Raw genomic sequence first — 12,660 nt, forward strand, 5'->3', positions numbered from 1 at the left:
TATTAAATAGCTAAGGCCCGGAATGGTAATTTCGGGCCATTTTTACATCTGGCGCTGGTATTACTAATACGCTGACAATAGCTCTTATAGAATAATCCCATCGATGATAAAACACGCATTGATAAACAATCGTTCACGGAGCCTTAACTTTACCTTTTCACAAAATACTAACTATGTTGGTCACTAACGATGCTGGTCGTGGAAGTCTTTTCCCCAGTCGCATAGCTGTCGCAATGTAGGCTCTAACGTTCTGCCAAGGTCTGTTAATGAATACTCTACCCGAGGCGGTACTTCTGCGTAAACTTTACGATTGACAAGCTGATCACGCTCCAGCTCTCTTAATTGTTGCGTTAGCATCTTTTGAGTAACTCCCTGCAAACGGCGTCTCAGTTGACTAAATCGTAACGTCTTGTGGCACAAATGCCATAAAATGACTCCCTTCCACTTACCACCAATAATCTCAAGGGAAACCGCTACGCCGCATATATAATTCGGTGTCTGCTGCTCTAGCACGTCATTGCTGTCTTTTTTTACTGCCTCAGTCATGGCTGTTTTCTCATTTATCTGGTGTGTATTCATCTAGCGTGCATTCATCTAGCGTGTATTCATCTAACGATGGGCTCAACTTGCTTTTAGCTTTTTCTCAACTCGAACTAAGCGAACAGTTGATTTAATTCCATATTAGCTAAACTTTCCCATTAGTATCATTTTGGGTACTACCCTACTAAAAAGTGCATACTTGCACAAAATAAATATACGGTCAGAATGGAAGAAACTCAGATATCAATACGGAGAGTAGAATGACTACATTTAAAGCATTATTGGTAGAAAAAGCCGAAGACAAAACGTTTACACGTTCTGTCGTTGAAAGAAATATAGATGAATTACCTCAAGGTAATCTACTGATAAGAGTGAGCTACTCTTCGTTAAACTATAAAGATGCGCTGTCTGCTTCAGGAAATCCAGGAGTGACTAGAAACTTTCCACATACCCCCGGCATTGATGCGGCGGGTACGGTTGTATCTTGCGACGACAACACATTTAGTCAAGACGATGAAGTTATTGTTACAGGCTACGATCTCGGCATGAACACTGCTGGCGGATTTGCTCAATACATACGTATCCCTTCAAAGTGGGCGGTGGCAAAACCAGAAGGGCTCACTCTTAAAGAAGCCATGGTATTGGGGACGGCGGGATTTACTGCCGGGCTCTCTGTTCAAGCGATTGTTGAGAACAACGTGTCGCCAGAAGACGGAGAGATTTTGGTAACAGGAGCCACCGGCGGTGTAGGAAGCGTGGCGGTTGCCCTGCTTACACAAGCAGGTTTTAATGTGGTGGCCTGCACCGGAAAAGAGTCACAGGCTGATTTTCTTAAATCGTTGGGCGCTTCTCGTGTCATTACTCGAGACACTATGCTTGAAAATAAAGAACGTCCCATGCTTAAAGAGCAGTACGCCGGAGTAGTAGACACAGTGGGTGGAGAATTTTTGGCCCAAGCAATTAAGTCTACTCAGTATGGCGGCGTAGTTACCTGCTGTGGGCTTACCGCTTCTGCCCAGCTAGATGTGAGTGTATTTCCTTTCATCTTGCGTGGAGTTTCATTACTGGGGATCGATTCTGTTGAATGCCCCATGGCGCCACGTTTAAGGCTATGGGATAAACTAGCAGGTGACTGGAAGCTGAATCTGCTTGATTCACTGACAACCGAAGTTGGTTTAGACGCATTAGATGAAAAAATAAATGACATATTAAAAGGTCAATTATTTGGTCGCACCATTGTAAATGTAAACCTTTAGCATTTCAGATACGGGCACAATAATTGTGTTGTGCCCTCATCAATTCAACACCAGTAAAGAGGTCTTTAGTGGCCGTATTGCTTTAACATGCCAAACAAATGATTCATGTCTACGGGCTTGCCTAGGTGACTGACAAATCCTTGTTGTAAATAGAACGCCACATCGTCGGGCATAACATTAGCCGTAAGCGCTATTATGGGTATATGCTTTTTCATCTGGCTAATTTGGCGCTGAGCTTCTACGCCATCCATTTCAGGCATATGAATGTCCATAAGAATAACGTCAAAGTCTTCTTTCTCTACCGCCTCAACTGCTTGTTTTCCGTTATCTACAATGGTTATCTCTGCCTTTGTATCTTCAAGCATGGTTTGAATAACAACTTGATTAATAGCGTTATCTTCTGCGATGAGGATTTTTTTATTCGACATCATTGGTGCTGCAAGCGACTTTTTCACACTTTTCTGTTTGTCGAGCTTTGCAGGCGCAAGGGGCAATAAAACGGTGATTGTTGTTCCCTTACCTTCAACACTATCGACTTTAATATCACCCCGCATCATCTCAACTAAGCTGAGAGTTATGGCCATTCCTAAACCGGTGCCACCGTATTTTCGCGTAGTCGTTGCATCGGCTTGTGAAAAGCGTTCGAATAATCTGTTTTGAGCCTCTTCGCTCATGCCGATACCAGAGTCGATAACGCTTATAGCGATTGCGTTTTCTCCTTTGTACTCGTAGCAAGAAACATCAACTTTTACCATTCCTTTGCTGGTAAACTTTACGGCGTTTGAAACGAGGTTTAGCAATATTTGTTTTACCCTAACTACATCACCAATCCAGCCATCTTCAAATTTGTCATCTATATCTACAGAGTAAACAATGCCCTTACTACTGAGCATTTCATCCATATCGTATTTAACAGCATTAAGTACTTCTATAAGTGAAAACGGAGCAAACTCCATACTGAGCTTATTCGACTCTATTTTTGAATAATCGAGAATATCGTTGATGATGGTTAACAAGCTCTGGGCTGAAAACGCTGAATTGTTGAGTATTGTACGTAAATTTCCCTTTATATCTGAATTTCTTAAAAGCTGAAGGCCGCCAAGGATAGCATTCATGGGAGTGCGTATTTCATGGCTCATATTGGCAAGAAAATCACTTTTTGCTTTCGCTGCTGCCTCTGCTCTTTCTTTTTCCTGCTCAAGCACCGCCATTGTTTCTACTTTATCGGTAATATCGTAGTTTACACCTATAGCTTTCACGGCTTCACCAACGTCGTTACGGAGAATAACAGCGTTGGCTTTAAGGTGTTTTATCTTCCCACTAGGCATAACGACGCGAAATTCAGTGTCGTAATTTATGTTTTTTTCGATAGCCTCATCAAGCAACTGTTTAACTCGTTCTAAGTCATCTGGATGAAGGCTTCGTTCCCAAGCTTCAAATGCACCGGTGAATTGTTCTTTCGATACGCCGTAGAGGGAATACATCCACTTGTCCCACAGCAACTCACCTGTGACCAAATCATATTCCCACACCCCCATGCCAAGCGCATCATTAGCTACCTGCAAGCGTATCGATTCGGCAACGGCTCGCTCGCGAATCTTTTGTTTTTGGGCTTCTACTTGCTTTTGAGGCGTTATATCTTGGAAAACGCCAAACAGGCCTACGCATTCACCGTTAACAAACTGAGCCTTACCCTGTGCGCGAACCCAAATATCCCGCCCTGTTGCAGTGACAAGTTCTAACTCCAGATTCCAAGGAGTGCCATTGGCTATACTCTCTGATACCGCTCTAGTAATAAGTTCTCGACTTTCACCTTCTTTATAAAAATTAATTCCCTGCTCAAGCGTTGGCTCGTAATTAAGTGGCACTTCGTGAATTCGTTTTGTTTGATCGCTCCAAACTACCTTGCTACTAATTAAGTCTACTTCCCAGGTACCAATATTGGCGGTTTTTTCAAGTTCATCTAAAAGAAAGGCTTGTTTTTTAAACGCCAGTTTTTGTTGTTTTTCTTGCTCTAGACGCGATAACTCTTGTAATTTTAGCTCTGTTACATCTGTCTGTGCGCCCAGCATTCTTATTGGCTTTCCATTACTATCTCGAATTGCTACACCACGGCAACGTACCCAAACAGTATGTCCATTTTTGTGAGTATATCGGATGATTTGATCGAACATTGATGATGGGGTTGCATAATGCTGTTCAAGATTATCTAAAGCATCTTTCACGTCTTCGCGGTTAACTAAATCTTGCCACTCAGAACGTAAATGACGCTTTGAATCGGGGTCGAAACCGAGTATTTTCCAGAACGTTGGGCTCATCCATCCATTTTCTGGCTCTTCTAAATCCCAAAACCAAACGCCATCGAGCGCAGAACTCTCAAGAAAATTAAATAAGCTTTCATCAGTATTCAGTAAGCTTTTTAACTCTGAAAACAGATAATGTTCGCCGTTGGTGTTGGATATAGTCAAACTGTACTCACTTTTTGAAAGACACTATTGACAGCACAAGAAAACTGCTATGGATAGAGCATAGCAGTATAAAGGTACTTGTGAAAACAACCGTTTAAAACCCCTCTAGCACCAGCTTACCAACGGCTGTGCCTGCTTCAAGCTCTTTATGAGCCGTAATAAGGTTTGCGGCATTTATTTTACCGAGGTGCCTGCCCACAGTGGTCTTAATCTTGTTCTCATCCACTAAGTCAGCAACGTGAGACAGTAATTTCTGCTGCTCAATCATATCGTCAGTTTTAAACATAGAGCGAGTAAACATAAACTCCCAGTGTAAAGACAAACTTTTTTGCTTTAATTTTGAAATATCCACATGCTCAGGATCGTCAATCAGCGCTAATTTACCTTTTGGCTTCATCACTTCAACAAACGTTTCAATGTTTTCACCTGTATTGGTTAAGCTAGCGACATGAGTTACGGGGCCGATATTAAGCGCCCTTATTTGCTCCGCCATAGGCTGACTGTGATCTATAACAAAATCTGCGCCTAAAGATGATACCCAGGCTTTTGTCTTGTCGCGGGATGCCGTAGCAATAACCGTTGCGCCGGTTAATACTTTAAGCAGCTGCAGCATAATAGAACCCACTCCACCAGCTGCACCAACAACAAGTATAACTTCGTCGCTTTTTTCGCTCTGCTGTTTAATCTCTAAATGATCAAACAACAGCTCGTAGGCAGTTATAGAGGTAAGCGGCAATGCAGCCGCCTCACTATCCGTTAATGAAGTAGGTGCTTTTGCTACAATACGTTCATCTACTGCTTGATATTGTGCATTCGTTCCTTGACGAGTTAGGTCTCCCGCGTAATAAACGCGGTCGCCTACGTTGAAAGCCGTAACGTCACTTCCTGTTTCAACCACTTCACCAACAGCATCCCAGCCTAAAATTTTTGGTTGACCTTCTGGCTCTACTCGTTGACGAATTTTGCAATCTACAGGGTTAACAGCGATAGCGCTTATTTTAATAAGTAAATCTCGCCCTGTAGCAGTTGGTTTATCTACTTCAATATCTTCTAGCGCATTCTCTTCGCTAATTGCTAACGAGCGTGTGTAACCTACGGCTTTCATGTTTTGCTTCCTTAATTAACGCTTGTACATGGCAGGTTGACCTTCAAGAGGCGTGCTGCCTTTGATAAATTCGCGTAAATCTTGATTAGACTGCTTTAGGTCATCACGACGTAGATACATCATGTGCCCGCTGCGATAACCTTTAAAACTCAAGCGATCTTTCATCGCTCCGCTTTGGTCTAGCTGCCACATCGTGTATTTGGCATCAAAGTAATTTGTTGCTCCATCGTAATAACCAGCTTGAACCATTACATTTAAATAAGGGTTTTGGGCCATAGCCAGGCGCAAATTACGGCCTGTATTGTTATTGCTTCTGTCCCATGGACGCACAGGCCCGAACATGTTGTATTTAATGTCAGTTTTATAATTTAGTTCTTCACGCAGGTAATAGTTTATCGCGGGCGTAAACGAATGTAGCCAAGATGTTAGCTCAGCCCAATAGTCTGGTCTATCACCGCTTTGTTTAGCATCGATACCCAGATAGCGACTGTCTAACCGCCCCAGGGTTTTGCCTTCATCTCGCAATAACTCTTTCCAGAAAAATGCCGTGGAAACATCTAAGTTGTTTTGAGCAACAGCCTCTTCACTTAAGCCAGAGTAGCGAGCCATTTTAGCAAGCACTTGGCGTTTCTCAGCCGGATCAATAAAACCGCCCTTTGCCAAAGCAGGAATGAGTTCGTTAATAGTGAAGTCTTCTACTTCAGGTAATAGTTCGGTTAAGTCTTTGCTTTGCAGGTCTGAATCAAGTTTATTGTGATACCAGGCAGCTGCTGCAAAGTAAGGCAGGCGATTCGCAGCTTTCACCGGACCATTGCGTTCAATACCTATGTCGGTAGGTGACACTAAGATTACACCGTTTAAGTACATCCACTGACTGTTCTGGAGTTCAAGTGCAAGACCTGACACTCGAGTAGTACCGTAGCTCTCACCAATAAGGTATTTAGGAGAGCGCCAGCGATTATTTCTGGTCACAAACGTGTTCACCCATTCAGCTAGGTAGCTGATATCTGCATTTACACCGAAGAACATTTTTTTCTGCTCTTCCTGAGACGGCATTTTACCCTCGGCGTTTGGTAGCACTCGGCTATAGCCGGTGTTTACTGGGTTCACAAATACAATATCTGCGGTATCGAGTATTGAATACGGGTTAGTTTGAACACCGTAAGGCTGAACAGGGTAACCTTCATCATCAATATTGAGTATACGAGGGCCGGTATACGCCACATGCATCCACACCGAGGCAGATCCTGGACCGCCATTAAATGAGATAATAAGTGGTCTTTTCGTATCGTCTTTAACATCTGTACGCTTATAGTATGTGTAAAAAAGCGTAGCAACGGCCTCGTCTTTGGTATTCCACACAGGCTGAGTGCCCGTAGTGGCACTGTATTTAACGCGTTTACCTAAAATTTTGGTCTCGTGTTCAGTAACGACTTTACTGTCTATTTCTATGGCACGGTCATGCTCTTGGGCCACTGCATTGATGGTAAAAAGAGAAAGTAATAACAAACAATGGGCAGCAGCCCATTTGCGGGGAGTTCTGTAGGAGTTCATCATTTTCATACCGAGTTCTTATTGTTTAGATTATTAGCACATCCACTATAACCCCCTCGAAGCATTCTCTCTATACAGAACGACAAGTTAACGAAATTAGTCGATATATCTCTGTAAATCTTCGCACTTTAATGAGACAGGATAAGTTTCCCATACATAGCCTACTTGCTTGTGATATAAGGTTTTTATAGACTTACTGCACTCTTTTAACGTCTGGTTTAGCGGGATCTTTCAAGCTTTTTTTACTGTCCTGCTATGTGCTCTGCTGAATATTATTCTGTGCGCTCTTCTATACCCCGTTCATGCACATGCTCTATTAGTTGAGGGAAAAACGATAAAAACAGGCTCTCCAACTCTCCTTTGTTGCAAACAATGTCATCAACGCTTTTATGAAACTCGTTTTTAAAGCGAATTCGTTTCGCCACTACAGCAATCGCCTTTGCAATTCCCTCTTCTTTTGCATAATCATTAAACCAATTGTGAGTAATTAAGTGGCCTACACTGTGCTGCATATTTCGAGGCATAACAGGCAACCGCCTTTCTAAAAGCGCAAATCGCTCGTCACAAAACAGCGAGAACGGGGTATCCGTAAAAGTGGACCAGTGTTTAATTAACAAATGATCGAAATAGATATCGATAGCAACGGGGGCAAACCTGCGGCGACTTGGGTGAAAAAGTAGCTTCGCCTGTCTCACTAACTCATGCTGATCGGTAAACTTATCGACAGTATGATGATTTTCAAGACCACGCTGTACGTTGGGAGAATATGAGGCCACATTTACACCGCGGCGAAAATCTCCCAGTAAGTTACCAAACTGAGAGTCTGCGGTAGGTTTTGCTAAAAAAAGATGCGCCAAATAATTCATGTTTTAGTTTTATAACTTATTTAAGTTGTTTCTACGGCGGCCCTTCGGGTAGTATTGCCGCCGTCAAAAACGTTGTCTTGCACAGATAACGAATCGTATCAGTTTTTAAGCTATTTCATTAGGTAAGTATCACAATGTCTGCTATTTCATCTTCAGAAATTTCATCACTTCTCACGCCCGTTACTGCTTTTTTGCAATGCAGTACACCAGATGCATGGGTAGATGAAGCAACAAAAGAAGAGAATTTGAAGATACTGCTTACAGACCATCTTATCTGCGAGTTAAAAGCAGCACAAAGCGCCATGTATTTATTGCGACGCTATGTGGCAGATGAAAAGACAAGTAAAATATTACTTGGCTGGCTTAAACCTTACGAAGACTTTACATATAGACATGAAGGTGACTGGCAATCACTCAATACCAAACATTTATCGAAAAGCGTATTTAACGTAAGCGGATTAGATACTGTTAAAAAAGACATGTTAGATAAAATGGTAATGCTTATAAAAGAAGAGTTGCACCACTTTTATCAAGTGCTGGAGATAATGCATCGCTTGGGTTTTGAGTATAAATCGGTAACCTCTAGTCGCTATGCAAACGGATTACTTCGTCAAGTTCGCACTTACGAGCCAGAAAAGTTGGTGGACAAGCTTATTTGCGGTGCCTACATTGAAGCGCGCTCGTGTGAACGATTTGCAAAGCTAGCTCCCCATGTGTCTGACGAACTAGGCAAGTTTTATATGTCGCTACTGCGCTCTGAAGCCCGTCATTTCGAAGATTATCTTACGCTTGCGGCTAATATTTCCTCCACTGATATTACAGAGCGTGTAGCACTGTTTGGTGAAGTGGAAAAACAACTTATCGTCAGCGAGGATATCGAGTTTCGGTTCCATTCTGGAATACCAAGCGCAGCGTAAGGTAATCCATCTTTTCCTAACAACCGCTTTTAATTCAAAGGCTCAATTTAGCCGTTTTAAATAGACGATTAATTAGACAATATTCATTGACGCAGGAGTGATCTTACTGCACACTGAAATTGTAAAAATATTGTTAACGGCAGTTAAACGCGCGTCCTAGTAGCGTGTAACAAACACTTTTACTTTGCTACAGCAAACAACCAGCAGTGGTAAACGCGCTACTTAATCTCCACTGCGCCTAATTAGTATTTAGGGCCAATTTTTTAGAATCACACTGCCAATAAAACAATACTCTTTTATTTTTAATAACTTAACTCTAAAAACTAGAACGTTAGTTAAAAGGCAGGGACTATGATTTTAAATCACCTCGTTGGTATTTACACTCATCCGAAAGAAGAGTGGCAAACAATTGATACAAAGCATGAAAACTATTTTTATGCACTCACACATATAGCCTTTATCGCGCTTATTCCCTCTGTAGTAGCCTATTATTCAAGTGCACATACTGGGTGGAGCATTGGGGCCGGCGATATTATCCGCCTCAGCGAAAATAGTGCAATTATGATGGGCATGGGCATGTATTTCGGTTTAATAGCGGGTGTTATTGGACTAGCTATATTGATACACGAGCTAGCCAAAGCATTCGATGCCACACCTACCTACACACAATCGCTTGAGTTAGCTGCATATACGGCCACACCTTTATTTATGGTTGGATTTGCGGGTCTTTACCCAGAGCTGTGGGTTGTTATGACCGCCCTGTTGGTTGGTATCAGCTATTCGGTTTATCTTCTTTATTCTGGTGTCCCTATTCTTATGCATATGCATGAGGACAAAGGGTTTATCTACTCGAGTTCAGTTGTAACCTGCGGATTGGTACTTCTGGTTATTCTGATGACAGGCTCAGTGCTAGTTTGGGGCATGTTTGGCGGGCCGGTATTTATTCACTAACGTCTGGGTTTGAATAAAGCTTTCTAGCAGAGCTAAGCTTACAAACAGACAAAAGCCTCTATTATACAGATACAGATACAGATACAGATACAGATATGGGTACAGATACATAAAAGGCCGCTTTGAGCGGCCTTTTATTTGGGTTAATATTTCATGTAGCTGCGATGCTATTTAGTTAGAACCCATGTTATGCACATCTAAATTACTCAATTCAGCCTGCATAGTAGGTGCCTGATTCGACTTTTCACCTCTAGACATATCTATGCGCTCTAAATACTCTTGGTCGATATCTGCCGTTATGTAGTTTCCATCAAACACAGAAGTTTCAAAGCGCTGAATACTGTCGTTCTCCTCACGAACAGCTTCAACAAGATCAGATATGTCTTGGAAAATAAGGCCGTCAGCTTGGATAAGATCGGCAATTTGATCAATTTCGCGGCCGTAGGCAATCAGTTCATTTGCCGATGGCATATCTATGCCATATACATTTGGAAAACGAATTTCAGGCGCAGCAGACGCAAAGTAAACTTTCTTAGCGCCAGACTCTCTTGCCATTTCAATAATTTGTCCTGACGTTGTACCTCGAACGATAGAATCGTCGACTAGTAGAACACTCTTACCTTTAAATTCAGAAGATATAGCGTTGAGCTTACGGCGTACTGATTTTTTACGCAGTGTTTGTCCCGGCATTATAAAGGTGCGACCAATATAGCGGTTTTTCACAAAGCCCTGACGGTAAGGCAGGTCTAGCGTTGTCGCAATTTGTAGTGCCACATCCATAGAGGTTTCAGGAATGGGGATAACGACATCAATATCTAAATCTGACCACTCGCGCTTAATTTTTTCACCGAGCTTTCTTCCCATGTTTACCCGTGAGGCGTAAACAGAAATACCATCGATAAAGCTATCTGGGCGCGCGAAATAAACAAACTCAAAAATACACGGAGACGTAATTGGATTATCGGCACACTGGCGAGTATGCAGCTGACCTTCTTCAGTAATAAATACAGCTTCACCTGGCGCTACATCGCGCACAAACTGGAAGCCCACAGCATCGATAGCAACACTTTCTGATGCTACCATCCACTCTTCCCCCAGCTCTGTCATGCGCTTACCTAAGGCAAGAGGACGAATACCATGAGGGTCGCGAAATGCAACAATACCTTGACCAATTATAGCGGCAACAACAGCGTAAGCACCGCGAATTTTTTTGTGTACTTTTGTTACTACTTCAAAAATATGCTCTGCGCTAACGCTAAGCCCAGCCACTTGCTGAAGCTCATGGGCCAGAATATTAAGCAGTAACTCAGAGTCTGAAGTGGTATTGATATGGCGACGAGCAATGCGGAACACTTCCTCTTGAAGGTCGTGAGCATTGGTTAAGTTACCATTGTGGGCAAAAGCAATACCGAAGGGAGAGTTAACATAGAAAGGCTGTGCTTCTGCAGAACTCGACGTACCAGCAGTTGGGTATCTCACGTGTCCTATACCCATATTACCGGTTAAACGCTTCATGTGGCGAGTGTGAAAAACATCTCTCACTAAGCCATTTGCCTTGCGCAGGTTAAACATATTTTGATCGATAGTCATTATACCCGCAGCGTCCTGCCCACGGTGTTGAATAACCGTTAGACCGTCGTAAAGAGACTGAGCTACGGGGGTTTTACCAACTATTCCGACAATACCACACATGTGCGTTACCTATTTTATACGGGATTTAAAAAACTGGAGGAGTCTTTAACATACGTAAAAAACCACTCAATAATGACACCAAACTCTGGTATGAGAATAGATGACTGCCACCATAATGCGGCGGCGGCACCTGTAAAGGTATCCATAAAAAAGAGTAAAGCGCTCACGATGAGTACACCGCGCAAAGCGCCGAATACGATACCAAGCGCACGATCAGTGCCCGACAATCCTGTTGCTTGGACTAGTTGACCAAATACAAAGTTCACCATGCCGCCGAGTATAAGTGTAGATACAAATAATGCCGCAATTGCAGCGCCATTTTTAATGTAGGTATCGTCGATGGCGGTGAAGTAAATAGCAAGGTCTGCATAGAAATTGCTGGAAATAAAGAGTGCAGAAAACCAAACCACAAGCGAAATGGCTTCTTTAACAAACCCTCTTATAAGGCTTATTAAGGTTGATACCGCAATGATACCCAGTATGGAGAAGTCAACCCAGTTCATCGTCTCTTTATTGCGTTGATGTTGCCTAAACTCATGCTAGACAAGATGCCGTTGGCGAGATGGCGCGCATTCTAACAGAAGCCAAAAATATTACCAGTATGTAATAAAATAGCCTTTTGTATAACATCTAGAACGCAGCCAAAATATTTACAGGTTAATTAACACTAAAGGTAGTAACTTTGCCTTTAAGCCCCGTAAGCTCTTTTAAGTGCGGGAGCGCCGAATCGAGTTTCTTTTTGTCTAGATCTGGGCCAACAAACACTTTATTGAGCAAACCTGAACTAGTTTGGATTTTTCGACTGAAGGCTCGATACCCTGCTTTTTCTAACTTACCGAGTAATGTTTTGACATTCTTTTCATGTCTGAAACTACCTAACTGAATTACCCAGCCCGCATCTTCCTCAACAAGTCGGTTGGTACTTTCAACAACTGTTTGGTTGGCAAGTTCATCGTCCTCTTGTACGGCAGGCTGCGATACTTTTGATGCGGTATCAGATGCTCCCTCGCCCTCTGCGTTAATGCTTGCGGCTTCCTGATTTTCAAAAACATCGTCAAGCGCTTCGGCTTCTTCTATGTCAACCGCAGGCACAGCGGCTCTAGCCACACGCTCTGAAGGAAATGGCTCTGGCTCTACAATGGGTTTAAGAGGTGGGTTTGCAGGCACCGAAACGAAAGGCTCACGGTTTTGCTGCTTTTTTCCATCGAGAAAGTCGGGTAGGAAAATAACGGCAAGCGCCACAACGATAATGGTTCCTACCAACCTATTCTTTAATGCCGATGTCACTGATATCTCCTGGCTGAATGCCTT

Annotated in this window: 11 protein-coding genes; 3 read left to right on the top strand and 8 right to left on the bottom strand. The window is 42.8% G+C overall.

The window, feature by feature from the left end; translation table 11 throughout:
• Positions 1–183: 183 nt before the first annotated feature.
• Positions 184–546, bottom strand: coding sequence for a winged helix-turn-helix transcriptional regulator (locus BM528_RS11735; RefSeq protein WP_071981285.1), 363 nt, complete (start codon positions 544–546; stop codon positions 184–186).
• A 254-nt stretch (positions 547–800) separates the two neighbouring features.
• Between BM528_RS11735 and BM528_RS11740 the strand changes: the two genes are divergently transcribed.
• On the top strand, positions 801–1,796 hold the full coding sequence (locus BM528_RS11740; protein WP_071979974.1) for a YhdH/YhfP family quinone oxidoreductase: 996 nt from the start codon (positions 801–803) through the stop codon (positions 1,794–1,796).
• Between the two features lie 65 nt (positions 1,797–1,861).
• Here BM528_RS11740 and BM528_RS11745 read toward each other — a convergent pair whose 3' ends face one another.
• The 4 genes from BM528_RS11745 to BM528_RS11760 all read right to left on the bottom strand — a co-directional run bounded on the left by BM528_RS11745 (position 1,862) and on the right by BM528_RS11760 (position 7,789).
• On the bottom strand, positions 1,862–4,264 hold the full coding sequence (locus tag BM528_RS11745; RefSeq protein ID WP_071979975.1) for a PAS domain-containing hybrid sensor histidine kinase/response regulator: 2,403 nt from the start codon (positions 4,262–4,264) through the stop codon (positions 1,862–1,864).
• Between the two features lie 94 nt (positions 4,265–4,358).
• Positions 4,359–5,369, bottom strand: a complete 1,011-nt coding sequence (locus BM528_RS11750) for a zinc-binding alcohol dehydrogenase family protein (protein WP_071979976.1) — start codon at positions 5,367–5,369, stop codon at positions 4,359–4,361.
• 15 nt (positions 5,370–5,384) lie between these two features.
• Entirely contained in the window at positions 5,385–6,932 is a 1,548-nt protein-coding gene (locus BM528_RS11755; protein WP_442855886.1) for a S10 family peptidase, read from the bottom strand.
• A gap of 263 nt (positions 6,933–7,195) precedes the next feature.
• Positions 7,196–7,789, bottom strand: a complete 594-nt coding sequence (locus BM528_RS11760) for an acyl carrier protein phosphodiesterase (RefSeq protein ID WP_071979977.1) — start codon at positions 7,787–7,789, stop codon at positions 7,196–7,198.
• Positions 7,790–7,923: 134 nt separating this feature from the next.
• On the opposite strand from BM528_RS11760, the gene miaE reads away from it, so the two are divergent.
• Together miaE and BM528_RS11770 are read left to right on the top strand one after the other, a co-directional pair.
• The gene (gene miaE, locus BM528_RS11765; protein WP_071979978.1) at positions 7,924–8,706 is read left to right on the top strand and encodes a tRNA isopentenyl-2-thiomethyl-A-37 hydroxylase MiaE; all 783 of its coding nucleotides are present in this window, start codon (positions 7,924–7,926) and stop codon (positions 8,704–8,706) included.
• A 351-nt stretch (positions 8,707–9,057) separates the two neighbouring features.
• On the top strand, positions 9,058–9,657 hold the full coding sequence (locus BM528_RS11770; protein WP_071979979.1) for a Yip1 family protein: 600 nt from the start codon (positions 9,058–9,060) through the stop codon (positions 9,655–9,657).
• A 171-nt stretch (positions 9,658–9,828) separates the two neighbouring features.
• On the opposite strand, the gene purF is transcribed toward BM528_RS11770, so the two are convergent.
• The 3 genes from purF to BM528_RS11785 form a co-directional block, all read right to left on the bottom strand.
• Complete coding sequence (purF, locus tag BM528_RS11775) at positions 9,829–11,349, bottom strand: amidophosphoribosyltransferase (protein WP_071979980.1); 1,521 nt, start codon at positions 11,347–11,349, stop codon at positions 9,829–9,831.
• Positions 11,350–11,363: 14 nt separating this feature from the next.
• Positions 11,364–11,852, bottom strand: a complete 489-nt coding sequence (locus tag BM528_RS11780) for a CvpA family protein (RefSeq protein ID WP_071979981.1) — start codon at positions 11,850–11,852, stop codon at positions 11,364–11,366.
• A gap of 154 nt (positions 11,853–12,006) precedes the next feature.
• The gene (locus tag BM528_RS11785; RefSeq protein WP_071979982.1) at positions 12,007–12,636 is read right to left on the bottom strand and encodes an SPOR domain-containing protein; all 630 of its coding nucleotides are present in this window, start codon (positions 12,634–12,636) and stop codon (positions 12,007–12,009) included.
• Positions 12,637–12,660: the final 24 nt, after the last annotated feature.

The organism is Alteromonas sp. RW2A1 (assembly GCF_001886475.1).
GTDB classification, from domain to species: Bacteria; Pseudomonadota; Gammaproteobacteria; order Enterobacterales; family Alteromonadaceae; genus Alteromonas; species Alteromonas hispanica.